The sequence below is a fragment of the Streptomyces sp. NPDC051576 genome (assembly GCF_040681835.1).
Lineage (GTDB): Bacteria > Actinomycetota > Actinomycetes > Streptomycetales > Streptomycetaceae > Streptomyces.
The window spans coordinates 439,332-462,799 of sequence record NZ_JBFAZO010000002.1 but is presented as its reverse complement, the minus strand read 5'-3'; the positions used below and the strand labels follow the sequence as shown (position 1 = coordinate 462,799).

At 72.8% G+C, this 23,468-nt stretch carries 18 protein-coding genes and 1 pseudogene; 14 read left to right on the top strand and 5 right to left on the bottom strand.

Translation table 11 applies throughout. From position 1 onward, the window contains the following. The first annotated feature begins 16 nt into the window (after positions 1-16). From AB0M63_RS07985 to AB0M63_RS07965, 5 genes are read left to right on the top strand one after another with little or no spacing between them, the layout of a single operon-like run. The gene (locus AB0M63_RS07985) at positions 17-991 is read left to right on the top strand and encodes an ABC transporter substrate-binding protein (protein WP_366018803.1); all 975 of its coding nucleotides are present in this window, start codon (positions 17-19) and stop codon (positions 989-991) included. Beyond that, complete coding sequence (locus tag AB0M63_RS07980; RefSeq protein ID WP_366018802.1) at positions 988-1,851, top strand: ABC transporter permease; 864 nt, start codon at positions 988-990, stop codon at positions 1,849-1,851. The genes AB0M63_RS07985 and AB0M63_RS07980 overlap by 4 nt, the downstream gene beginning before the upstream one ends. Continuing rightward, positions 1,848-2,639 carry an ABC transporter permease gene (locus tag AB0M63_RS07975; RefSeq protein ID WP_366018801.1) on the top strand — a complete coding sequence of 264 codons (792 nt, stop codon included), beginning with the start codon at positions 1,848-1,850 and terminating at the stop codon, positions 2,637-2,639. The genes AB0M63_RS07980 and AB0M63_RS07975 overlap by 4 nt, the downstream gene beginning before the upstream one ends. A 19-nt stretch (positions 2,640-2,658) precedes the next feature. After that, entirely contained in the window at positions 2,659-4,284 is a 1,626-nt protein-coding gene (gene mdlC, locus AB0M63_RS07970) for a benzoylformate decarboxylase (protein WP_355914866.1), read from the top strand. A gap of 10 nt (positions 4,285-4,294) precedes the next feature. After that, positions 4,295-5,089, top strand: a complete 795-nt coding sequence (locus AB0M63_RS07965; protein ID WP_366018800.1) for an ABC transporter ATP-binding protein — start codon at positions 4,295-4,297, stop codon at positions 5,087-5,089. Here AB0M63_RS07965 and AB0M63_RS07960 read toward each other — a convergent pair. Beyond that, positions 5,043-6,287: an endonuclease/exonuclease/phosphatase family protein gene (locus AB0M63_RS07960; RefSeq protein WP_366018799.1), complete on the bottom strand. Its 1,245-nt coding sequence runs from the start codon at positions 6,285-6,287 to the stop codon at positions 5,043-5,045. The two genes, AB0M63_RS07965 and AB0M63_RS07960, sit on opposite strands and share 47 nt — an antisense overlap. 168 nt (positions 6,288-6,455) lie before the next feature. Between AB0M63_RS07960 and cyc2 the strand changes: the two genes are divergently transcribed. Beyond that, positions 6,456-8,609 carry a germacradienol/geosmin synthase Cyc2 gene (cyc2, locus tag AB0M63_RS07955; RefSeq protein WP_366018798.1) on the top strand — a complete coding sequence of 718 codons (2,154 nt, stop codon included), beginning with the start codon at positions 6,456-6,458 and terminating at the stop codon, positions 8,607-8,609. On the opposite strand, the gene AB0M63_RS07950 is transcribed toward cyc2, so the two are convergent. Next, complete coding sequence (locus tag AB0M63_RS07950) at positions 8,602-10,134, bottom strand: hypothetical protein (protein ID WP_366018797.1); 1,533 nt, start codon at positions 10,132-10,134, stop codon at positions 8,602-8,604. The two genes, cyc2 and AB0M63_RS07950, sit on opposite strands and share 8 nt — an antisense overlap. A 123-nt stretch (positions 10,135-10,257) precedes the next feature. Between AB0M63_RS07950 and AB0M63_RS07945 the strand changes: the two genes are divergently transcribed. From AB0M63_RS07945 to AB0M63_RS07930, 4 genes and pseudogenes are all read left to right on the top strand, one after another. Next, positions 10,258-10,824 (top strand): PDZ domain-containing protein, encoded by a 567-nt coding sequence (locus tag AB0M63_RS07945; protein ID WP_355914851.1) that lies wholly within the window; start codon positions 10,258-10,260, stop codon positions 10,822-10,824. A gap of 133 nt (positions 10,825-10,957) precedes the next feature. Then, positions 10,958-11,251 (top strand): annotated as a pseudogene (locus AB0M63_RS07940) (LysE family transporter); the annotation flags it as partial. Between the two features lie 110 nt (positions 11,252-11,361). After that, on the top strand, positions 11,362-12,489 hold the full coding sequence (locus AB0M63_RS07935) for an aminopeptidase P family protein (RefSeq protein WP_366018796.1): 1,128 nt from the start codon (positions 11,362-11,364) through the stop codon (positions 12,487-12,489). A gap of 44 nt (positions 12,490-12,533) precedes the next feature. Next, complete coding sequence (locus AB0M63_RS07930) at positions 12,534-13,472, top strand: aminoglycoside phosphotransferase family protein (protein WP_366018795.1); 939 nt, start codon at positions 12,534-12,536, stop codon at positions 13,470-13,472. 35 nt (positions 13,473-13,507) lie between these two features. Here AB0M63_RS07930 and treZ read toward each other — a convergent pair whose 3' ends face one another. Continuing rightward, positions 13,508-15,256, bottom strand: a complete 1,749-nt coding sequence (gene treZ / locus AB0M63_RS07925; protein ID WP_366018794.1) for a malto-oligosyltrehalose trehalohydrolase — start codon at positions 15,254-15,256, stop codon at positions 13,508-13,510. Positions 15,257-15,429: 173 nt separating this feature from the next. Here treZ and AB0M63_RS07920 point away from each other — a divergent pair, with 173 nt between their 5' ends. The 3 genes from AB0M63_RS07920 (at position 15,430) to AB0M63_RS07910 (ending at position 18,182) form a co-directional block, all read left to right on the top strand. Beyond that, on the top strand, positions 15,430-15,981 hold the full coding sequence (locus AB0M63_RS07920) for a DUF1707 and FHA domain-containing protein (RefSeq protein WP_355914839.1): 552 nt from the start codon (positions 15,430-15,432) through the stop codon (positions 15,979-15,981). A 225-nt stretch (positions 15,982-16,206) separates the two neighbouring features. Next, complete coding sequence (locus AB0M63_RS07915) at positions 16,207-17,727, top strand: M14 family zinc carboxypeptidase (RefSeq protein ID WP_355914836.1); 1,521 nt, start codon at positions 16,207-16,209, stop codon at positions 17,725-17,727. A 23-nt stretch (positions 17,728-17,750) separates the two neighbouring features. Next, entirely contained in the window at positions 17,751-18,182 is a 432-nt protein-coding gene (locus AB0M63_RS07910; protein WP_366018793.1) for an SSI family serine proteinase inhibitor, read from the top strand. 15 nt (positions 18,183-18,197) lie between these two features. Here AB0M63_RS07910 and AB0M63_RS07905 read toward each other — a convergent pair whose 3' ends face one another. Further along, positions 18,198-19,490 carry a M14 family zinc carboxypeptidase gene (locus AB0M63_RS07905; RefSeq protein WP_355914834.1) on the bottom strand — a complete coding sequence of 431 codons (1,293 nt, stop codon included), beginning with the start codon at positions 19,488-19,490 and terminating at the stop codon, positions 18,198-18,200. Between the two features lie 529 nt (positions 19,491-20,019). On the opposite strand from AB0M63_RS07905, the gene AB0M63_RS07900 reads away from it, so the two are divergent. Then, positions 20,020-21,096: a cytochrome P450 gene (locus AB0M63_RS07900; protein WP_366018792.1), complete on the top strand. Its 1,077-nt coding sequence runs from the start codon at positions 20,020-20,022 to the stop codon at positions 21,094-21,096. On the opposite strand, the gene treY is transcribed toward AB0M63_RS07900, so the two are convergent. Then, positions 21,093-23,441 (bottom strand): malto-oligosyltrehalose synthase, encoded by a 2,349-nt coding sequence (gene treY / locus AB0M63_RS07895; protein ID WP_366018791.1) that lies wholly within the window; start codon positions 23,439-23,441, stop codon positions 21,093-21,095. The two genes, AB0M63_RS07900 and treY, sit on opposite strands and share 4 nt — an antisense overlap. Positions 23,442-23,468: the final 27 nt, after the last annotated feature.

Below are 23,468 nucleotides of genomic sequence, written 5' to 3'. Positions count from 1 at the left end.
GGTAGTTCTTGCTCCCATGACGACGTCACGTCCATTACGAACGGGAACAGGGAAGTCGGCGGCGGGCGCGATGGTGCTGGCGCTCGCGCTCGTCGCCTGCGGCGGAGGCGGGGACTCCGGGTCGTCCGGGGGTGGGCGCCAGAAGATCACCGTCGCCGCGCTTCCCCTCACGGACTCGGCAGCGCTCTACCTGGCCCGGGACCGCGGACTGTTCGCCAAGGAGGACCTGGACGTCACCATCCAGCCCGTCCAGCAGAGCATCCAGGCGCTGCCCGCCCTCAGTAAGGGCCAGGTCGACGTGATCGCGAGTGCGAACTACGTGACCTTCCTCCAGGCCGACGAGAAGGGCACCCTCGACCTCCGCATCCTCGCCGAGGGCGTCCGGACGGCCCCGCACATGATGGACGTCCTGGTCCCCAAGGACTCACCGCTCAAGACCGTCTCCGACCTCAAGGGCAGGACCGTCGCGGTCAACATCCTCAACAACATCCAGTCGCTCACCCTGAACGCGATCCTGGACCAGCGGGGCGCCGGACACCCCGTCTACCGGCAGATCGCCTTCCCGCAGATGGGACCCGCCCTGCAGAAGGGCCAGGTCGACGCGGTACACGCGGTGGAACCCTTCGACAGCGCGATCCAGGGCGAGTTGGGGGCACGGGTGCTGCTCGACGGTGCGTCCGCGCCCGTCCAGTCCCTGCCGATCAGCGGATACGTCACCACCCGTGACTTCGCCGAGAAGCACGCCAAGGCCGCGGCCGCCTTCCGGCGAGCTGTCGAGGCCGCCTCGAAGATCGCGGCACAGGACCCGTCCGCCGTACGCGCCGAACTCCCCAAGTACACCAAGGTGACCGCGGCGCAGGCCAAGACCATCAACCTCCCCGCCTACCCCGCCACCGCCGATCCCGCACAGCTGAGGCAGCTCACCGAACTCATGCGGAAACAGGGGCTGTTGACGAAGGCGATCGACCCGGCCACGCTGCTGGTCAAGTGAACCGGCTGAACCGGCGCCAGGAACTCGCCCTCGGCGGCCTCGGCGTACTACTGGCCTTCGGCGCCTGCGAGGCGGTCGGCCGGGCGGGTCTCGTACGGCGCACCTACCTGCCACCGGCCTCCGAAGTCCTCGTCCGCGCCGTCGAGTTGGCGGGCGACCGCGCCTTCCTGGACGGTGTCGGCGCCACCCTGCGCGCCTGGGCGCTCGGCCTCGCGCTCGCCTGTGCCATCGCCGTGCCCCTGGGGCTGCTGCTCGGCAGCGTGCCGGTGCTCGACGACGCCGTACGCGCCGTGATCGAGTTCCTGCGCCCGCTGCCCTCCGTGGCGCTGATCCCCCTGGTCTCGCTGCTCCTCGGCACGGGCACCGGCACAGAGGTCACGCTGATCACCTACGCCTCGGTCTGGCCCATCCTCTTCAACACCGTCTACGGCCTGGGCGAGACCGACCCGCTCGCCAAGGACACCCTGCGCGCCTTCGGATTCGGCCGCCTCTCCGTCCTGCTGCGCGTGGAACTCCCCGCCACCGCCCCCTTCATCGCCGCCGGCCTGCGCATCTCGGCGTCCGTCGCCCTCATCCTCGCCGTGGCCACCGAACTCCTCTCCGGCTTCGGCCAGGGCCTCGGCATCTTCATCGCCCAGGCCCAACTGGCCACGGACGGCACCCGGGACGTACTGGCGGGAGTGGTGTGGGCGGGGGCGCTGGGGCTGGTCATCAACGGGGTGCTCGTCTGGGGGGAGCGGCGGGTGTTCGCGTGGACGCCGGAGGGGCGGGGGAGGGCGCGGGAGGTCGGGACCGCGAGTGCCGGGGTGGTCGGCGGGCCGGGTCGGGGCGGCTCCCGGCACCTGAGGCGGCGGACATGAGGCGGGCCCGCGCCACCCGGGGTGTCCTCCCACGCCTGCTGGTCCTCGTACTCGCCCTCGGCGTATGGCAGTTGGCCGCCCGCGCGCACGGCAGCATCTACTTCCCGCCACCCACCCGCATTGCCCACCACGCCTACGACCTGTGGTTCTCGGGGCCCGTCGGGCACGTGTTCCTCACCCCGGCCGCCGTCGACGCCATCCTGCCCAGCCTCGGCCGGATGTCCGCGGGGTTCGCGCTCGCCGCCGTCGCCGGGATCGCCCTCGGTATGGCGGTCGGCCGCTCGCGCCGGGCCCACGCCCTGTGCAACCCGGTCCTGCAGTTCGCGCGGGCCGTGCCGCCGCCCGCCCTGGTGCCGGTCTTCGTGGTCGTCCTCGACTTCGGTACGCCGATGCAGCTCGCGTCGATCGTGTTCAGCGCCGTCTGGCCGGTGCTGATCAACACCGCGGAGGGCGCCCGTGACATCGACCCGCTCCGGCTCGACGTCGCCGCCGTGCTGCGCCTGACCGCACCCGAACGCCTGTGGTTCCTGCTGCTGCCGTCCGCGCTGCCCCGGATCTTCGCGGGCCTGCGCCTCAGCCTCTCGCTCTCGCTCGTCCTCATGGTCTTCTCCGAACTGCTGCCGGGCACCGCCGACGGCATCGGCTTCACGCTCACCGACGCCCAGTCCCGCTCCGACCTGCTGACCGTGTGGGCGGTACTGGTCCTGCTCGGCGCCCTGGGGTATCTCCTCAACACCGGCCTGCTGGCGGTCGAGAGACGACTCATCGGTAAGGCAAGGACCACATGACCGGCAAGGGAAGGACCACATGGACCGCATGGACCACGTGAAGGGAACCGTCCTGGACGCCGTCGTGCGGCTGCTGCGCGACACCGGCATGACCACGGTCTTCGGCAACCCGGGCTCCACCGAACTGCGCATGTTCCGCGACTGGCCCGACGACTTCGCCTACGTCCTCGGCCTCCAGGAGTCCACGGCCCTCGCCATGGCCGCGGGCCACGCCCTGGGCACCCGCCGCGCCGCGTTCGTCAGCCTGCACTCGGCCGGCGGCGTCGGCCACGCGCTGGGCGCCGTCTTCAACGCCTACCGCGACCGCGTCCCGCTGGTGATCGTCGCCGGGCAGCAGGCGCGCCCGCTGATCCAGCTACGCCCGTTCCTGGGCGCCGACCGGCCCGCCGAATTCCCGCGCCCCTACGTCAAGTTCGCCCACCAGCCGGTACGGGCCGCCGACGTGCCCGCCGTACTCGCCGAGGCCCACCGCATCGCGATGACACCCCCACGGGGACCGGTGTTCGTCTCCGTCCCCGAGGACGACTGGGAGCAACCCGCCGAACCTGTCGCACCGCGCACCGTGCACACCGACTTCACCGCCGGCCCGCACGCCCTGTCCGCCCTCGCCGCCCGCCTGGACGCGTGTGCCCGGCCCGCACTGGTCGTCGGTCCCGGCGTGGACGACGAGGAGGCCCTCCCCGAGGTCCGCGCCCTGGCCGAACGGACCCGCGCGGCCGTCTGGATCAGCCCCCTCTCCGGCCGCTCCGGCTTCCCCGAGTCGCACCCCCTCTTCCAGGGCTTCCTGCCTCCGGTCGCCGGTCAACTGGCCGCGCGGCTAAGGCCGTACGACGTGGTGGTGGCCCTCGGAGCGCCCGTCTTCACCTATCACGTGGACGACGGCGGACCGCTCCTCCACCCGGGCACCGAACTCCACCACCTGGACTGCGACCCCGCGCAGGCGGCCTGGCTGCCCACCGGCACCAGCATCGTCACCACCCTCAAGCCCGCCGTCGCCCAGCTCACCGCGCTGCTCGCGGCGACCGACCGCGTGCCCCCGCCACCCCGCCCGGCCCCTGCACCGCCGGAACCCGGCGCGGGCCTCACCGCGGAACTGGTCCTCGATCACCTCCGGGCCCGGCTGCCCCGGGACCGCGTCCTCGTCGAGGAGGCCCCCAGCCACCGGGACGCGCTCCACGCGCGCGTGCCCGTCGACAGCCCAGGCGGCTTCCTCACCACGGGCAGCGGGGCGCTCGGCTGGGGCCTGCCGCTCGCCGTCGGCCGCGCGCTCGCCGACCGGCGCCGGCTGGTCTGCGTCGTCGGCGACGGCTCGGCGCTCTATTCGGTACAGGCCCTGTGGACCGCGGCCCGCCACCGGGCACCCGTCACCTACGTCGTCCTCGACAACGGCGGCTACGCGGCCGTCCGCGCCCTGGGCCGCCGTATCGGCATCCCGCAGGTCCCCGGCACCGACATCGAGGGCGTCGACTTCGTCGCGCTGGCCCGGTCCTTCGGCTGCCCGGCGAGCTACGTCGACGATCCCGCCGTACTCCCCGCGGCCCTGGACCGCGTCCTGCGCGCGGACGACGAGGCCGGGCCGCACCTGCTGCACCTGCGGGTCGCCTCCGGCGAGGACACGCTCTACCCCGAACCCTGGGCCAGGTGACCCGCGCCCCATGCTCCGACTCGACTCCCTGAGCCAGCGCTACGGCGACCAACCCGTCCTGCACGACATCAGCCTCACCGTGCCGGATCGCCAACTCCTGTGTGTGGTGGGCCCGTCCGGCTGCGGCAAATCCACACTCCTGCGCACCGTCGCCGGACTCCTGCCCGCACCCGAGGGAACGATCACGATCGACGGCACGCCGGTCACCGGCGTACCCGATCGCCTGGCCGTCGTCTTCCAGGACTACGGCCGCTCGCTGCTGCCCTGGCTCACCGTCCGCGACAACGTCGCCCTGCCCCTGCGCCGCCAGGGCCTGAGCCGACCCGAGCGGCGCGCCGAGGCCGAGCACATCCTGGACCGCGTCGGCCTGACCGGCGCCGCCCGCCGCCACCCCTGGCAGCTCTCCGGCGGCATGCAACAGCGCGTGGCCATCGCCCGCGCCCTGGTCTGCCGCCCCTCCCTGCTGCTGATGGACGAGCCCTTCGGCTCCCTCGACGCCCAGACCCGCGAGGACCTGGAGGACCTCCTCCTGGAGGTGCACCGCACGGACCCCACGACCATCGTCCTGGTCACCCACGACATCGACGAAAGCGTTTACGTCGGCGACCGGGTAGTCGTTCTGTCACCCGGTCCCGGCGCGAAGATCGCCCTGGACCTGTCGGTCGAACTCCCCGGTCCCCGCGACCAACTCGGCACGCGGGGACTGCCGGAGTTCGTGGCGCTGCGCACGCGGGTGGGGCGTGCGGTGCGGTCAGGCCCTAGCCCAGCCGCACGTCCTGCCACACCATCCGGTGGTCCGACGTGACCACCGTGGTGCCGTCGCCGACCAGGCGGTACAGCGGGTCGTCGGAGGCCGGCCAGAACACTCCGTTGCGGCCCGGGACCAGGCCCTTGGACGGCAGGACGTGGTCCACGCGCAGATTGCCGGGAGCCGTGTCGCCGAAGTCGCCGGTGTCGTACGCCGGATCGCCGACCTGGCCCACGTTGGCGCCGCCCTGGAGCTTCGCGGCCTCGACCCCGCCGGCGCTGGCGGGCGGCTTGTCGGGCAGGTTGACCGCCGGGTGATCGAGGAGCTGTCGTACGGCGTGGTCGTAGCTGTCGCCGTCGTACGGATCGGCGTTCTGGTCGCCCGCGATCACGAACCGCGCGCCGGGCCTGAGGCCGCCCCGGACGCCCTTGTCGTCGTAGAGATAGGCGCTGCGCGCCTGGCCGCCGATGTAGTCGGCCCAGAGCCGGATCTCGTCGTGGTTGCGGCGGCCGTTGCGGTCCTCCGCGCCGTCGAAGGTGGGCGGTGTCGGATGGGAGACCAGGAAGTGCACGGTCTCGTGGCCGAGGCGGATCGGCACGTCCCAGTGGCTCTTGGAGGAGAGCCGGAGGATCGCGCGGGCCGCGTCGCTGTAGTAGCCCGGCGGGATCACGTTGCCCGGCATGTCCTTCCACAGGAAGTGCTGGAAGGTGCGCACCGCGCGCGTGTCGATCGGGAACTTGGAGAGCACGACCATGCCGTACTGCCCCGGGAAGAAGCCGTAGCCGAACGCGTCCTGCCCGTACGCGTCCGAACCCGGCGTCGTGACCACACCGTTCTTGCCGTCGAGGTCGATGCCCGAGGGGACGCCCGTGTTCACCGGGCCGGTGAAGTGGTGCGGGAAGTGGATCGGGCGGGCGCCGCGCTGCCCCCGGGACAGGTAGTTGTCGAGGAACAGGCGGACCGCCGCGCCGCCCTCGACATAGTCGAACTCGTTGATCAGCAGGACGTCGGGGTTCACCCGCTGGATCGTCTCGGCGACATTCCGCGCCTGGGCGTTGTCGGGCGTCGACAGATCGGTGACCAGCGCGCCCTGGGCGGCCCGGTTCAGCGAGGCGTTGAAGGTGGCGAACCGAACGGTCCGCCCGTACCCGTACCGGGCGGACGCCGACGCCGGGAACGCGGTGGTGCCAGCCAGCGCCGCCCCGGCCAGGGACGCGAGCGCGGTGCGGCGGGACAAGGCTCTGGAGTGGTTCATCGGGACTCCGGTGAGGGAGGGGGCACGTGAACCCCCGTAGTCTGCGCGCGTAGAGGTGAACGCCACAAGATGCCGACGGAACGCATGGATTCACCGCCGATTCACGCGATGGTGTGATCATGTCCCCTGCCCGGGATGGCAGTTGAGGGCCACGGGTAGGGCCCGGCCATGACCCAGCCGTTCGAACTCCCGCACTTCTACATGCCGTATCCCGCGCGCCTCAATCCGCATCTGGACGAGGCCCGCGCCCACTCCTCGGTGTGGGCCCGCGAGATGGGCATGCTGGAGGGCTCCGGGATCTGGGAGCAGGCCGATCTCGACGCGCACGACTACGGCCTGCTCTGCGCCTACACCCACCCCGACTGCGACGGGCCCGCCCTGTCGCTGATCACCGACTGGTACGTGTGGGTGTTCTTCTTCGACGACCACTTCCTGGAGATCTTCAAGCGCAGCCAGGACCGGGTGGGCGGCAAGGCCTATCTGGACCGGCTGCCGCTGTTCATGCCGCTCGACCTGGCGACTCCCGTGCCGGAGCCGGAGAACCCGGTCGAGGCGGGGCTCGCCGACCTGTGGGCGCGCACGGTGCCGTCGATGTCCGTGGACTGGCGTCGCCGCTTCGCCGTCGCCACCGAGCATCTCCTCAACGAGTCCCTGTGGGAGCTGTCCAACATCAACGAGGGGCGGGTCGCCAACCCCGTCGAGTACATCGAGATGCGCCGCAAGGTGGGCGGGGCGCCCTGGTCGGCGGGGCTGGTGGAGTACGCGACCTCCGAAGTGCCCGCGTCCGTCGCCGGATCGCGGCCGCTGCGGGTGCTGATGGAGACCTTCTCCGACGGCGTCCATCTGCGCAACGACCTGTTCTCCTATCAGCGGGAGGTCGAGGAGGAGGGCGAGTTGAGCAACGGCGTGCTCGTCCTGGAGACCTTCTTCGGCTGCACCACCCAGGAGGCCGCCGACACCGTCAACGACGTCCTCACCTCCCGGCTCCACCAGTTCGAGCACACCGCGTTCACCGAAGTGCCCGCCGTGGCCCTGGAGAACGGTCTCACCCCGGACGAGCTCGGCGCCGTCGCCGCCTACACCCGGGGCCTCCAGGACTGGCAGTCGGGCGGCCACGAGTGGCACCTGCGCTCCAGCCGCTACATGAACGAAGGCGCCCTCGACAACTCGCCGTTGAACGGACCGACCGGCATCGGCACCTCCGCCGCCGACATCGGCGCCCTGCTCGCCTCGGCCGGCGCCGAACGGCTGCGCGCCTACACTCACGTCCCCTTCCAGAAGGTCGGACCCTCCCGACTCCCCGACTTCTACATGCCGTTCGAGGTCGAGCTGAGCCCGCACCTGGACGGCGCCCGCCTGCGCCTCGTCGACTGGATGCACGCCATGGGCATGCTGGAGGAGGGCGTCTGGGACGAGGAGAAGCTCGCCGCCGCCGACCTCCCGCTCTGCTCCGCCGGCATCGACCCGGACGCCACCGAGAAGGCCCTCGACCTCAGCTCGCGCTGGCTCGCCTGGGGTACCTACGGCGACGACTACTATCCCCTCGTCTACGGCATCCGCGGCGACCTGGCCGCCGCCCGCGTCACCACGGCCCGCCTCTCGGACTGCATGCCCATCGAGGGCCCGGCGGTCCTCGTGCCGGCCAACGGCATGGAACGCGGACTCATCGACCTCTGGGCCCTCACCACCGCCGAGATGCCCGTGGCCGACCGGCGCACCCTGAAGGACGCGGTCAACACGATGACCGAGAGCTGGGTCTGGGAACTGGTCAACCAGATCCAGCACCGCATCCCCGACCCGGTCGACTACCTGGAGATGCGCCGCGCCACCTTCGGCTCCGACCTCACCCTCAGCATGTGCCGCATGGGCCACGGCCCGAAGGTCCCGCCCGAGGTCTACCGCACCGGCCCCGTCCGCGCCCTGGAGAACGCGGCCATCGACTACGGCTGCCTCATCAACGACGTCTTCTCCTACCAGAAGGAGATCGAGTACGAGGGTGAGGTCCACAACGCCATCCTTGTCGTCCAGAACTTCTTCGGCATCGACTACCCGACCGCGCTCGGTGTCGTCCACGACCTGATGACCCAGCGCATGCGCCAGTTCGAACACGTCGCCGCGAACGAACTGCCCGTCGTCTACGACGACTTCGATCTCTCGGACGAGGCGCGCGAGATCATGCGGGGCTATGTGACCGACCTCCAGCACTGGATGGCGGGCATCCTGAACTGGCACCGGGCGGTCGACCGCTACAAGCCCGCGTATCTGGCCCGCCGCTCGCACGGCTTCCTCCCGGACCGGGCCCCGGCGCTGCCGTTCAGCTGAAGTCCCGGACCCGCGCGGTGGCTTCCGCGGCGAACTCCCGCAGGGCCGCGTCGCCGGCCCCCGAGAGCCTGCCGCGTATCTCGTCGGCGGCGGCCAGGGTCGCGCGGGCCTCCTCCCGGAGGTCCGCGTCGGCCAGGGCGCGGGTCAGGGCGTAGTGCTCCTCGGCGACGAACCGGCCGAGGCCGACTCTGTGCAGGTGCCGCAGGGAGTCGTCGGCGGGAGAGTCGAGGATGTCCCGGAGGGTCGCCAACGTGTTGCCGGCTTGCGGGAGTTGATCCGTCTCCCGCTCCAGGCGGGCCTGGGTCAGCCGGGCCGAGACGCGGTCCCACTCCGTGTCCTGGAGGGCGGCATAGAGGCGCTGGGCGCGCAGCGCCTGGAGGCGGTCGCCCAACTGCTCGAAATCCTGGGCCAGCGCCCCCAGGGGAGACGGGTCCAGTCGCCCCGGCTTCTTCGGTGCGCCCGGACGGCACAGCAGACTCCGGTCCATCTCGATCGTGTCCAGCCGGCGGATCAGGGCGGCCCGCGCCACCTCGGTGAGCCCCTGGTCGGCCGCCAACTCGGTCCAGGCGCACAGGGGTTCGTCCGAGGGATCCGCGCCGAAGAGCGAGTCGTCCAGCTCCTCGGCCCACTCCCGCAGGGCGGCTCCGTCCGCGTCCGGTCCGGGCATCTCGCTCAGCCCGCACGCGGCGTCGAAGTCCCGCTCCCGCAACGCGTACACCGGGCGCAGATCCTCGGCGTGCCCGCGCAGCCCCACCAGCAGGGCGGCGAGCCGCAGTTCGTCCGTCATCCCCGCTGCCGCCTCGTACCGCAGCAGATGCCGCAGCAACTCCAGGTCGCCGTCCGCGCGGTCGAACTGCGCGGCCCGCAGCGCGAGTCGACGTCGTACGGGATCCTCGGCCGTCGCGTCCCACACCGTGGGGTCGCCCGCCCGTAGCGCCGCCAGATCCGCCCGCCCCTGGGCGAGCACCGGCTCCCACAGCGGGGGACGGGGATGCCGGTCGAAGAGGTCGTAGGCGCAGCCCTCCTCCGCGTTGAGGAGCAGGAAGTCGGGCTCGGTGCGCAGCAGGGAAGCGTGCAGCATGCCGATCAGCTCGACCGGGGAGCGCTCGGACAGGCCCAGGGCGGCGCGGAGTTCGGGCCGCGCCTCGTCGATGCCGTAGTCCTCGCGGAACTCGTCCTCCGTCTCCGTGACCTGGGCGAGGATCTTCTCCGGGCCGTCGGACGGGGACAGGTCCAGATGGTCGCGCCAGCCCGGCAGGCCGATCACGATCTCCACCGCCTCGTCGACACTGGAGCCGATGATCCCGGCCGAGCCCTCGGAGTCGGCGTACAGCACGGAACCGTCCGCGCACACGAAGTACGTACCGCCCGTGTCATCACCCGCTACGGGCCGCAGCGGACCGCCCGAGGCCAGCCGGACCGGCTCCCCGTGCTCCGCTCGGCGCAGGTCGAAGTCGAAGGGAAACGCGGCCAGTTCGGCCAGATGGGCGTGCTCTCGGAGCAGCCGCAGGACGTGATCGCTCATGTCACAGAACGTAACAGCGAGCACTGACAACAGGCCTCACGCCGCTGACCTCCGGTCAGTCTCACTCGTTCGTGGCACGTCGGGCGCCGGTGCGCCGGGTAGAGCATCTGCCGGAGGCGATCCATGGAACAGACTGCGTTGCGTCCCAAGCCGATGCCCGGTCAGGACCCCGGCGACGGCACAAGGCCCGTCGTGGCCCGGCGCCCGCACGCCGCGCGGCGCCGCGGTCGACGGCTCATGACCCTGCTGTTCAGCCTGTTCGTCGGCACGGTCCTGGTCCTGTCGGGGATCGGGCTCGGCACCGTCGGCGCCACGGTGATCGGCATGAGCAGGCTCGCCGAGATGCAGCGCCAGGCGGCCCGGAAACCGGCGCACACCGCCGCTCCCCCCGCGCCCTCGGCGAGCCCCACCCCGTCGCCCACGACCGCCGCCACGCTCGGTGTGGAGGCCGTGGACGCCGAGAAGGCGGGCGCCCTGGTCGTCGGCGTCCACGTCCCCGGCCCCGGCTACGCGGCGGGCCTGGTCCGCGGCGACGTACTGCTCACGTTCGGCTCCACCCGTGTCGACTCGGCGGCCGACCTCGCGCGTGCCGTCGCCCGGGCCCACCCCGGGGAGGAGATCACCGTCACGGTGCGCCACCGCAGTGGCGGTTTCCAGCAGTTCACCGTGGTCCCCGGCTTCGTCGTATGACGAGCACGTGGGCCATGAAGCGCACGAGCAGTGCGCGAGCGGGGAAAAGCACTGGTCCCGCCGCCCCGGCCGGGGCCACGATGGCCTCATGCTGAGCACGCTCCTCGCTTTCCTCGGCGCCTCCGAACGCGGCGGCTGGTCCTCCTACAGAGGAGGACCGCTGCTCAATCTCGCCCACCCGAAGGCAGCGATCTTCGCGATGTCCTTCCTCCCGCGCTTCGTACCCGAGGGCGCCCCGCACCTGCCCGCCATGATCGGGCTCGCCGTGCTGTGGGCGGTTCACGAAATCGGCTACTGCGGGCTGTACGTATGGTTCGTCGGTCGGCTCAAGAACGTGCTGTCCCGGGCCGGCGTGCGTCGGCGCCTGGAGCAGGTCTCCGGCGGAGTGCTGCTGCTCCTGGGCGCCCGCGTGGCCCTGGAGAGCTGAGGTCATGGCCATGTCCGGGGCCGGAAGTGCCGACGATCGGCTCGCGTGGCCCTCCGGGTGCGGGCAGGATGCTGCCCGTAGCCACCTTTCGCCCGTTCCCGGAGGCCTGCATGACCGGTAGCACGCCCGCGCCCTTCACCGCCGCCGACTACCGGGCCCGCATGGACCGCGCCGCGCGGGCCGCCGCCGACGCCGGCCTCGCGGGACTGCTGATCGCTCCGGGGCCGGACCTCGTGTGGCTCACCGGCTACGCGCCCACCGCGCTCACCGAACGGCTCACCGTGCTCGTCCTGGCGCCCGGCCGCTCCCCGGTCCTCGTCGTCCCCACCCTGGAGGCCCCCGACGCGGCCAAGGCACCAGGAGCCGACGTCCTCACCCTGCGCGACTGGACCGACGGCAAGGACCCCTATGCCGCCACCGCCGCCCTGCTCGACGCGACGGGCCGGTTCGGCATCAGCGACAACACCTGGGCGATGCATCTGCTGGGCCTCCAGAAGACGCTGCCCGACACCACGTACGCCTCCCTCACCACCGCGCTGCCGATGCTGCGCGCGGTGAAGGACGCGGCGGAACTGGAACTCATGGCAGCTGCCGGAGCGGCCGCCGACGCGGCGTACGAGGAGATCCGGAAGGTTCCCTTCGCCGGCCGCCGCGAGTCCGACGTCGGCGCCGATCTGGCCGATCTGCTACGGCGGTTCGGCCACTCGCAGGTCGACTTCACGATCGTCGCCTCGGGCCCCAACGGCGCCAACCCGCACCACGAGGTCGGCGACCGGGTCATCCGGCAGGGGGACATGATCGTCCTCGACTTCGGCGGCCTCAAGGACGGCTACGGCTCCGACACCTCGCGCACGGTCCACGTCGGCGAACCCGGCGAGGAGGAACAGCGCGTCCACGACCTCGTCCGCGAGGCCCAGGAGGCCGGTTTCCGCGCGGTGCGCCCCGGAGTCGCCTGCCAGGAGGTCGACCGGGCCGCCCGCGCGGTCATCGACGACGCCGGATACGGTCCCTACTTCATCCATCGCACCGGCCACGGCATCGGCGTCACCACGCACGAGCCGCCGTACATGATCGAGGGCGAGGAACAGCCCCTCGTGCCCGGGATGTGCTTCTCCGTGGAGCCCGGCATCTATCTGCCCGGCCGCTTCGGGGTACGCATCGAGGACATCGTCACGGTGACCGGGGCCGGCGGCCGGCGACTCAACAACACGGCCCGCGAGATGGCCCTGGTGGACTGACGACGACCAGGAGCCCCGACACCCCGAACGGCAGCGGCGCGACCATGAACCAGGCACCGAAACCCACCGAGGACACCGTCCGACGGCTGGTCCGTTCCCTGCTCAAGGACAGTGCGGCCGACGGCTCCGGACCCGAGATCCGGCCCGTCGCCGAGGGCGGCGAGCACTCCACCTGGTGGATCGGCACCCGCCATGTGCTGCGCCTCGCCCCGGACCACGAGGCCGCCCTGCGGCAGCGCCGCGAACTGCGCCTGCGCGACCTCGTACGGCCCTACGTCCCCGTCGCGGTGCCGACGAGCGTGGCGCACGGCGACTGGGCACCAGGGCTCACCTACACGCTCGACACCTTGGTGCCCGGCCGGTCCGGCGAGGACCAGGACGTCTCGGCAGTCGGCGAGGCCGACCTGGCCGGGCTGCTCACCGGGCTGCGCGAGGTGCCCGCCCGGCAGGCCGAGGCGCTCGGTGTCCCGCGCACCGCGCCCCGCTCCCTGGAGGCGCTGCGCCGCGCCGCCGAGCAGGCCGCCGGGCGGCTGGCCGCCGCCGACGAGTTCGACGCCGCACGCCTCCAGCAGCTCACCCAGCCCGGCGCGCTCCAACTCGCCGCCCAGCCCGGCACCGCGGTCCTCGTCCACCACGGCCTCAAGGGCGGACATCTCGTGGTGAGCGCCGACGGCCGCGTGCGCGGTGTCCTGGACTGGACCGACGCGGTCCTCGGCGACCCCGCCGAGGACATCGCCGGGCTCGCCCTGGCCGTCGGTTCCCCCGCCGCCGTACGGGCCGCCACCCTCGCCGGCTACGGCGCCCGCCCATGTCTGCGCGGCCTCTGGCTCGCCCGCTGCGACACCGTCGTCCGCCTGGCCGGCCACCTAGGAGGCCGCGACACCGGCTCCCTTCCGCTGCTCAGGACCCAACTGCGCCGCACCTGGGAGGCGATCCTGCTGGAACGGGTGACGGAACTGCGGGGCGGGGACGGGGAGTTGTAGCGCGCAAACGCTTGCACAAAGGCTTGCGCAAGCGTTTACGCCTGTGCCAGCACCACGCACGACTCCCCGGGCAGCCGCAGCAACCCGTCCGCCCCCGGCGCCGCCACGGGCTCCCACGCGGCCAGCACCTCCGCCGGGCGGGTGCCCAGGGGGATCGCGGCCGACTCCTTCCCCAGGTTGACGGCGACGCGTACGTCCCCTCGGCGGAGGGCGAGCCAGCGGGCGTCCTCGTCGTAGGCCACCTTGGTGTCGGTGAGGTCGGGGTCCGTGAGGTCGGGCTGTTCGTGCCGGAGCGCGATGAGCCGGCGGTACCAGGCCAGCACGCGCGCGTGGGGCTCGCTCTCCGGCTCCGACCAGTCCAGGCAGGAGCGGTCGCGGGTCGCCGGGTCCTGCGGGTCGGGCACGTCCTCCTCGGCCCAGCCGTGCGGCGCGAACTCCCGCCGCCTGCCCCGCCGTACGGCCTCCGCGAGGTCCGGGTCGGTGTGGTCGGTGAAGAACTGCCAGGGCGTGCCCGCCGCCCACTCCTCGCCCATGAACAGCATCGGTGTGAAGGGACCGGTCAGTGTCAGCGAAGCGGCGCAGGCCAGCAGTCCGAGGGAGAGGGAGGCCGAAAGGCGGTCCCCCTGGGCGCGGTTGCCGATCTGGTCGTGGGTCTGGCTGTAGCCGAGCAGACGGTGGGCGGCCACCCTCGTGCGGTCCAGCCGGCGGCCGTGGTGACGGTCCCGGAAGCTCGAATAGGTGCCGTCGTGGAAGAAGCCGTCCGTGAGGGTCTTGGCGACCGCCGCCAGCGGGGCCCGCGCGAAGTCCTCGTAGTAGCCCTGGGACTCACCGGTCAGCGCGGTGTGCAGGGCGTGGTGGAAGTCGTCGTTCCACTGCGCGTGCAGACCCAGGCCGCCCTCCGCGCGGGGGGTGACCAAGCGCGGGTCGTTCAGGTCGGACTCGGCGACCAGGAAGAGCGGCCGGCCCGTCTCGGTGGCCAACGCGTCGACGGCGGCCGACAGTTCCTCCAGGAAGTGGCACGCGCGCGTGTCCTTCAAGGCGTGCACCGCGTCCAGTCGCAGCCCGTCGATCCGGTAGTCGCGCAACCAGGCCAGCGCGCTGCCCAGGAGGAAGGCGCGCACCTCGTCCGAGCCGGGCGCGTCCAGGTTGACGGCGCTGCCCCACGGGGTCTGGTGCGAGTCCGTGAAGTAGGGGCCGAACGCGGGCAGGTAGTTCCCGGACGGGCCGAGATGGTTGTGCACCACGTCGAGCACGACCCCCAGGCCCAGCTCGTGCGCCCGGTCGACGAACCGCTTGAGTCCCTCGGGGCCGCCGTAGGGCTCGTGCACGGCCCACAGCGAGACGCCCTCGTATCCCCAGCCGTGCCGGCCGGGGAACGGGCACAGGGGCATCAACTCGACGTGGGTGACGCCCAGTTCGACGAGATGGCCGAGCCGGTCGGCCGCCGCGTCGAGGGTGCCCTCGGGTGTGTACGTGCCGACGTGCAGCTCGTAGAGCACCGCACCGGGCAGCGGGCGCCCCGGCCACTCCGCCGTACGCCACGCGTACCCCTCGTGGTCGACGACCGCGCTCAGTCCGTCCGGGCCGTCCGGCTGGCGGCGCGAGCGCGGATCGGGCAGGGGCGGGCCGTCGTCCACCGCGAACCCGTACCGCGTGCCGTCGCCCGCCTCCGCATCTCCGCTCCACCACCCCACGCGCTCGGGATCGCGTTCCAACGCGCGCGTGGCGCCCTCGCGATGGAGCGTCACACGGTCTGCCTCTGGTGCCCACACCTCGAACTGCACGGACGGTTCCCCTTCGTCTGCTCACCGGGATGTAGCCCGTCCATCGTGCTTCAAACGAGATCAATCCGCTTTTGAATCCACCCCTTTGGCGCAGGTGTCGTCATCTGCGCGCGCGTGCGTGCCGTTTCCGCGTCTTCTGGACACCCGGGGTTCACTGCCCGACAATCACGAGCGTGACGTCGTCCTTCGAGTTCCACACGTACCCCGCGCGGCTTTCCGACGTGGAGCGCGACAAGGCGCTCAAGGTGCTCCACGACGGCGTCGCGATGGGACGGCTCTCTCACGACACGTTCATCCGGCGCATGGAACTGGCGCTCGCCGCCCGCCGGTCCGAGGAACTCGTCGCGCTCACCGCCGACCTGCCCACCGAAAGCCGCCTCTCGCGCGCCCTGTTCGGCACGGTGGAGGCCGTCTCCGGGTTCACGGTACGGCTGCGCAGGGCCTGGCAGGCCGAGCGGCTCCCCAAGCTGCTGCTGCCCCACCCGGGCAACGGCCACCCGCTGCGCATCGGCCGCGACCCCGCCAACGGGCTGCGGCTGACCCACGAGACGGTGTCCCGGGTGCACGCCGAACTCAGCCGCCAGGGCGGCATGTGGGTGCTGCGCGACCTCGGTTCGACCAACGGCACGACGGTCAACGGCCGTCGGGTGATCGGAGCGGCCGTCGTCCGCGAGGGCGATCAGATCGGCTTCGGGCGGATGGCGTTCCGGCTCGCCGTGAACTGACCGCGAACCGGCCCTGAACCGCCCCTCAACGTAGCCCTGCCTCACCTCTGGCCCGGGCATTACCCCATGTGGCGGCCATCGGTATGCACCAAATCCCTTTGCGTACGGCGGTGTTGACGTACCCCGCGCGCCGTGACTGACTGTGCGTACACCATGCACATCAGGTGAACCGACGGCACCACTTCGTGGAGGTGTGCCCTGCCGCCACTCCTCCGCTACCCGTCCGTGGACGAGTTGGGCGCCCAGGCCGCCGCGCTCGTCGCCCGCCACCCCCGGGACGCCCGACTGCGCCACGTCGGCACCTCTCGCGCGGGTACGCCCCTGTGGCTGCTCTCCGTGGGTCACGGCTCCCGCCAGGCCCTCGTGGTCGCCGGACCGCACGCCAACGAGCCCGTGGGTGGTGCGACGGTGCTGCGCCTGGCCGAACGGGTCCTCGCCGACCCGCGGTTGAGCGAGGGCGCCGACGCCACCTGGAACCTGCTGCTGTGCCTCGACCCCGACGGTTCGCGCCGCAACGAGGGCTGGCTGTCCGGCCCCTACAGCCTCGGCCGCTACTTCCGGAACTTCTTCCGGCCCGGGTTCCTGGAACAGCCCGAGTGGCTGCCGGACGGCGCGGCCGGGGCCCGACTCCCGGAGACGCGCGCCCTGTTGGAGGTGCAGGACGAACTCCGCCCGTTCCTCCAGTGCTCGCTCCACGGCGTCGACGTGGGCGGCGGCTTCGTCGAACTCACCCGCGACCTCCCCGGCCTCGCCCGCCGCGTCGCCCACACCGCGACCCGCCTCGCCATCCCGCGCGAACTCGGGCCCTACGACACCCTGTACTGGCCGAGCCTCGGCCCCGCCGTCTACCGCATCCCGCCACCGCGCCGGGGCGACCTCGCCGCGGCCATCACCGAGGCCGCCGTCGAGTCGACCTGGTACCACCCGCACCGGCACGGCACGGTGACCGCGGTCGTGGAAGCACCCATGTGGGGTGTCGCCGGCGTCGAGGACGCCACCCCACCCGCCGACGCGGAATCGATCCTGCGCACCGTGAGCCACACCCTGCGCCACGACACCCGCATCCTGGAACAACTCCTGGCGCGCATAAGGCCGTACGTCCAGGGCGGCCCGGAGCCCGGACCACACCTCGGCCCGGGAGACACCCGCTCCAGACCCGCCCCCGACCCGGGACCGCCCCCCTGGAGGACCCCCGAGGGCCGGCCCAGACCCGCCGTCGACACGGCGGCGGCATCCGGGGGGAGCCTCTCCGGAGCGGGAGGACCGGGGGCAGCACTGGCCGCACCGGGCACCGCGAGCACCGTGCCCGATGTCGGGCGGCTGCTAGCGCCTGTGGACGACTATTTACTGGTGTGTCCCGGGCTCGCCGACGCGTGGGATCCCGATGTCGACACCGGCGGCGGCCGCCCGTTGCCGCCGCTCAACACCGCTCATCTGGCCGCCCTGCGCATCGCGGGGCGGCGGCTGGCGTTGCGGACGGCCGGGCTGCTGTATCAGGTCGTGGTGGCCTCCGGGCGTGATCCGGCCGGTGTGCTGCCGGAGTTGGACCGGCTGATCGACGAGTGGTGTGCCGACTACCGGGACGGCTGCGGGGCGCGCTGGATCTCGGTCGCGCGCCAGGTCGAGTACCAGTCGCGCGTGGTGCTCAGCGCGTTCGAACTGGCCCGGCGGTACGCGCCCGTGCGCTCCCGTTCGGGTGAGCCGGGCTGGGGTACGGAGACCGCGGTGCCGATGCACCGGGAGTGACGTACATCTTCAAGAAGCACCACATGAAGCACCACATGAAGAACTACAAGAAGGCGACTTTGCTCCGCGGCGCCCTGCTGACGGCGGCCCTGCTCCTCGGCGCCGGTCAGGTGCCGGCCCACGCGGCGGCCCGGCACGGCCTCCAGGGCGACTGGCTCTACCTCACCGTCACCCGCGGCGACGGCCGGTCCAGTGACACGCGCGGGACCCTGCTCCTGTGCGACCCGCCCCAGGGCCACGCCCGCGCGGCCGAGGCCTGTGCCGAACTGGGCGCCGCGGACGGGGACATCGATGCCATCCCGGCCAAGAGCGTCTTCTGCCCGATGATCTACGCCCCGGTGACCGCCCACGCGCGCGGGGAGTGGAACGGGCACCAGGTCGACTACACGAGGACCTTCTCCAACCGGTGCTCCATGGCGGCGCGGACCGGAGACGTCTTCGCGCTGGACACCTGAGGGACGCGGCCGGGGTCAGGCCGAGCGCCGGGCACGCGCGTGGGGGGCGTCGGCGATTCCCCCCGCGTCCTCGCGCGCGTGCAACGCCGCCGCCACGACCGTGCGGGACTGATGCTCGACCTGGTGCTCCAACGGCACCCAGCGGGCCCGGAAGCGTTCCTCGAAGGCGTCGCTCCAGTGCCCGACGAGGTGTTCGAGGAGCGGTGCCGCACGGTCGTCGCTCTCCCGCAGGACCCGCAGCAGCATCGCGGCGGCCCGTAACGGCAGCCGGCGCCCGAACGCGTCCACGCTGCCGACGTACGCCATCGTGGTGTCGGCCGGCGGGGTGTGCATCCAGTCCGCTGCCAGACCGGGCACCAGCTCCAGCGCCCACCGGGCGGCCCGCAGCAGCGGGCCCTCGACGCCCTGGAGCCGCGGCAGCGCCTCGGCCAGCACCCGCTCCACCTCCCGCGTGTCCCGCAGCAGCCGGCGCGCCAGCCGCCGTATCGCGGCCGCCGGGGCGGGATGCGGGGCCGGGTCGTCCACCAGGTCGCTGGCCCACATCGGCACCTCCACGACCGCGGTCAGACCGCCGTACCGATGGGCGTGGTACCAGGTGCTGTGCCGTGCGTCGTCCGGCATGCTCGGGTACGCCACGTCCGAGCCGGGCGCCGGCATCACATGCACCCCGGGCCCCGAGGCGGGCCAGCCCGCCGCGTCCGAGGCGCCCGTCTCCACCGGGATGTGCAGCTCCGCCGCCGACTTGGCGAACGGCTCGGCGAGACCTGGTATGTCCTTCGTCAACTGCACCCAGCTACCGCCCAGATCGGTGCCGTGCAGGGTCACCTGGAGGTAGGGCCGCAGCTCGTCGATCACCCGGGTCAGGGCGCGGGTCTCGGGCGGCAACCGGTCCGGCGGCAGCACGGAGGGCGACCACTCCGGCTGTTCGGGACCGGCCGGGCGGTAGAAACCGAGGTGGTAGTCGAACAGGCTGCGCGGCGCCGGGGTGACATGCAGGCTCGCCCCGTCCGGGTCGGCGCAGAGCAGGAAGTGCCAGGAGGTGTCCGACCTCAACTCCCGTTCACCGACGACCCGTTCGGCGAGCGCGAGGAGGGTGGAGCCACCGGTCGGCTCGTTGGCGTGGGCGCCCGCGACCACCAGGACGGCGCGTCGGGCGTGCCCCACGGACAGCAGATGGAGTGGTCTGCCCGCGCGGGAGACGCCCACCTGCCTCAGGGCGCAGAGGGCGGGCCGGTGCGCGGCCAACGCCCTTGCTGAGGCGACCAGTTCGGTCACACTGAGGTATCGCAACTCCGGCAGGAGACTCACCCCCGACTAGTCAGCCCCGGCTTCGCACCCGCAGTACCCCACGGCCTCTGTGAACTGTCAAGAAGGCCACGGGGGAGGCTACCGGGGGCGCCCAGATGCATTTACCGACAGCCGGTAGGCGAGTTGGTGCCAGCAGGGGGGCCGGGATTTCCAGGGTGTTTCACGGACACCGGCGCTCACTGTCCGTGACGTCGACACCGTGCACACGCGCGTTCCCCCGTCCCGAGCACACCGACGCCGCCGCTCCGACACCGCACGCCGGCCGCTCGGCACGCACCCCGGGATCGCACGCGGGTGCGAGCCGGTGGCCGGGACGGTCCCACGGCGTGCGGCGGGTCGGCGTACGCCGTAGGACCGCGGGACGGCCGCTTCACCCGGACGGCCGTACGGGGGCTGCGACCCGCGCGGCGCGATGGTCCGCTGGGGGAAGCCGCGCGTGCCCATGGCGCGGACGACCGGCCGCGCGCCGCCACGGCGTGGGGCGGAGCGACGACCCCGGGAGCGGACGGCGGTGCTGTGTCTCACGGACGTGCCCGTCAGGCGGACCGCGGGCACCCCGGCCCGTGCGCCCCTACCGCCGAGCCTGCGGACGGCCGTACGGGACCCGTATCCGCTCTATCGCACCCTCCGCACGCACTATCCGCTCGTGTACGACGAGCCGTTCGGCGCCTGGCTTCTCAGCCGCTACGGCGATGTCCGCGCCGCGCTCGCCGACCCCCGGTTCGTCCCAGTGCCCGAAGCAGGGGCCGAGGCGGGCCGGCTTCTCGACCGGGCGCTGCGCGGGCCCGCGCTGGCCGCCCTGACCGCAGCCGTGGAGCGCGGTGCCCATGTTCTCGCCCGCCGGCTGGCCGCCCGTGAAGAGGCCGATCTGGTGGCCGAGTTCTGCGTCTGGCTGCCCACCGCCACGGCCGTGGCCGCGCTCGGACTGCCCTACGAGGACACCGCGCGCGTGCACCGCTGGTGCCGCACGGGCCTTGGCCCCTCCGGGGGCGGCCGTGCCGAACTGGCCGCCTTCCTGGGCCCGTTGACGGCCCGCCGCCGCGCCCATCCGGGCAGTGACCTGCTGTCCGTCCTGTGCACCGCGCGGACCGCCGACGGCCCGCTGTCCGACGGGACCGTCACGCGGCTGGTGGGCGCGCTGCTCGGCGCGGCGGGCGAGAGCACCGCGCGGGCGCTCGCGTCGTTCCTCGCCAACCTCCTCGACAGCCCACGCCAGTTGGAGGTGCTCCGCGCCCGCCCCGCGCTCACGGCCGGTGCCTGGGCGGAGTCCCTGCGCCGCGATCCACCGCTGCACGTCGTGCTGCGCCGGGCCGTCGAACCCGTCGGGGCCATACCCGCCGGGGCCACCGTCGCCTGCCTCCTCGGTTCGGCCGGCCGTGACCCGGACCGCTTCACCGACCCCGACCGCTACGACGCGTTCCGCCCCGACCCCGGACCGCTCGTCCACGACACCGGCCCCGACGCCCTCCTGGCCCGTCTCACGGCCGAACACGGCCTGCGCGCCCTCCTGACCGCCCTGCCCGGTCTGCGCCGCGCACCGGGCGCCCGGGACCTCCCCGACGACCTGGTCCGCCGTTCGCCCCGGACCCTCAAGGTGCGCACCTAACCCGCGACCTCCAGCAGCACCACCGGCGACACCCCGAAAAGCTCCGCCACGCGTGCGTGCCCCGTGAACTCCCGCTCCGGAGCCAGCACATCGACCCATCGGCCCGGCGGCAGCGCCACGGACGTGTCGCGCCAGCCGCCCGCCGCCGCGAGCCGCGAGGACAGCCGGGTCACTGCCGTGACCGCGGCCCCCGACCGCGCGAACGCCACACAGTGCGCCGCGGCCGGGCCCTCCGCCGCCAGCGGGGTGTACGTCGCCGCGTCGCCGAAGGCCTCGGGGCGACGGGCCCGCAGCCGCAGCGCGGCGGCCGTCAGGGCGCCCTTGTCGCCCGGGTCCGGGGACGGGAACGGCACCGGGCGGCGGTTGTCGGGGTCGACCAGGGCGCGGTACTCGGCCTCCGTGCCCTGGTAGAGGTCCGGTACGCCCGGCATCGTCAGGTGGATGAGCGCGGCGCCCAGCAGGTTCGCCCTGATGTGCGGCTCCACCTCCGCGCGGAACGCGGCCACCCGCTCGCCTGGCGCCCCGCACGGGCCCGCCGCGACGAACGCCGCCACCGCCTCCTCGTACGGCGGCTCCTGCTCCGTCCAGCTCGTGTACAGGCCCGCCTCGCGCACATGCTTCAGCAGGGCCTCCTGGACGCGCCCCGGGTCCGCCGGGCCGAGGCCGAACACCGTCTGCCAGGCGGCCCACGCCAGTTGGGCGTCCGGTACGCCCTCGCCGGTGCGGGTCACCTCGGCCAGCACGTCCGCCCAGCGCTCCGGCACCTCGGTGAGCACGGCCAGCGCGGCCCGTACATCGGCACTGCGCTTGGTGTCGTGGGTCGACAGCACGGTGCCCATGGCGGGCCAGTCGCGCTGCACGCGCGCGCAGTACGCGTGGAAGTCCTCCGGGGACACGGCGGGGCTGCCCGGGTTCCCGCCCACCTCGGTCGACGACAGCAGCGGCACATAGCGGTAGAAGGCCGTGTCCTCCACCGACTTGGCCCGTAGCGCGGACGAGGTCTGCGCGAACCGCGTCCGGAACTCGACCTGTTCGGGCCCGTCCCCGTACCGCCCCAGCAGCAGATCCCGTACGACGTCGACGGCGCCCGCCTCCTCCGCGACGACGAACGCCTGCCGGGCCTCGGCCGCCGCCTCCTCGGTGACGACGGCGGCGGTGTCGCCCGAGGTGTAGGGCCGGTAGACCTCCATGCGCACCAGGAGCTCCACCAGCGCGGCACGCAGCGTCCAGGGGGCCCGGTCGCGGAGTGCCGGGTCCGGGGAGGTGGAACAGAGCCGGGCCGCGACCCGGGTCAACCGTTCCGTCTCGGCGACCAGTTCGTGTGTGATCACCTTGTACGCCGCCCGCCGTACCGTCGGCTCCCACTGCCCGCCCCGGTCCGTCTGCGGGGCCGCGAACCTCCGGTACTGGCCCAGGAGTTCACCCGCCCCCGACGGATCGTTGAACAATCCGTCGATGTGTCGGAGGGCGTCGTAGCCGGTGGTGCCCGCGACCGGCCAGGACGCCGGCAGGTGCTCCCCGTCCGCGAGGATCTTCTCCACGACCGTCCACCGGCCGGCGGTCGCCTCGTGCAGCCGCCGCAGGTAGTCGTCGGGGTCGGCGAGGCCGTCGGGGTGGTCGACGCGCAGCCCGTCGACCACGCCCTCGCGCAGCAGTCGCAGCAGCTTCGCGTGCGTGGCGTCGAAGACCTCGGGGTCCTCGACGCGCACCCCGATCAGCTCCGAGATGCTGAAGAAACGCCGGTAGTTCAGCTCGGTGCGGGCCAGCCGCCACCACACCGGGCGGTACCACTGCGCGTCCAGGAGCTGCGGCAGCGGCAGCTCCCCGGTGCCCGCGCGGAGCGGGAACACATGGTCGTAGTAGCGCAGGACGTCGCCGTCGACCTTCAGATGGTCGATCTCCGAGCCGACCGGACCGCCCAGCACCGGCAGCAGCACCTGCCCGCCCTGGGCCTCCCAGTCGATGTCGAACCAGCGCGCGTACGGCGACTCGGGGCCCTCCCTGAGCACCTCCCACAGCGCGCGGTTGTGACGCGGCGCCATGGCCATGTGGTTGGGCACGATGTCCACCACCAGCCCCAGACCATGCTCCCGCGCGGTGCGCGCCAAGGCCCGCAGACCGTCCTCGCCGCCGAGTTCGTCCCGCACGCGCGAGTGGTCGACGACGTCGTAGCCGTGCGTCGAGCCGGGGACGGACTCCAGGACGGGCGACAGATGCAGGTGCGAGACGCCGAGCGACGCCAGGTACGGCACGGCCGCCGCGGCCGCCGCGAACGGGAACTCGGGCTGCAGTTGCAGCCGGTAGGTGGCCGTGGGCACTGCCGGGTCGGGTCGCTCAGGTGTCATGCAGACCTACGTACCCGCCCGGCCGTC

Bases quoted from the DNA above. Each gene is read 5' to 3' on its own strand.
- AB0M63_RS07945 (WP_355914851.1), top strand. From the start codon at position 10,258: ATGGAACAGACTGCGTTGCGTCCCAAGCCGATGCCCGGTCAGGACCCC.
- AB0M63_RS07965 (WP_366018800.1), top strand. From the start codon at position 4,295: ATGCTCCGACTCGACTCCCTGAGCCAGCGCTACGGCGACCAACCCGTC.
- treY (WP_366018791.1), bottom strand. From the start codon at position 23,441: ATGACACCTGAGCGACCCGACCCGGCAGTGCCCACGGCCACCTACCGG.
- mdlC (WP_355914866.1), top strand. From the start codon at position 2,659: ATGGACCGCATGGACCACGTGAAGGGAACCGTCCTGGACGCCGTCGTG.
- AB0M63_RS07910 (WP_366018793.1), top strand. From the start codon at position 17,751: ATGAAGCACCACATGAAGAACTACAAGAAGGCGACTTTGCTCCGCGGC.
- cyc2 (WP_366018798.1), top strand. From the start codon at position 6,456: ATGACCCAGCCGTTCGAACTCCCGCACTTCTACATGCCGTATCCCGCG.
- AB0M63_RS07975 (WP_366018801.1), top strand. From the start codon at position 1,848: ATGAGGCGGGCCCGCGCCACCCGGGGTGTCCTCCCACGCCTGCTGGTC.
- AB0M63_RS07950 (WP_366018797.1), bottom strand. From the start codon at position 10,134: ATGAGCGATCACGTCCTGCGGCTGCTCCGAGAGCACGCCCATCTGGCC.
- AB0M63_RS07985 (WP_366018803.1), top strand. From the start codon at position 17: ATGACGACGTCACGTCCATTACGAACGGGAACAGGGAAGTCGGCGGCG.
- AB0M63_RS07960 (WP_366018799.1), bottom strand. From the start codon at position 6,287: ATGAACCACTCCAGAGCCTTGTCCCGCCGCACCGCGCTCGCGTCCCTG.
- AB0M63_RS07930 (WP_366018795.1), top strand. From the start codon at position 12,534: ATGAACCAGGCACCGAAACCCACCGAGGACACCGTCCGACGGCTGGTC.
- AB0M63_RS07935 (WP_366018796.1), top strand. From the start codon at position 11,362: ATGACCGGTAGCACGCCCGCGCCCTTCACCGCCGCCGACTACCGGGCC.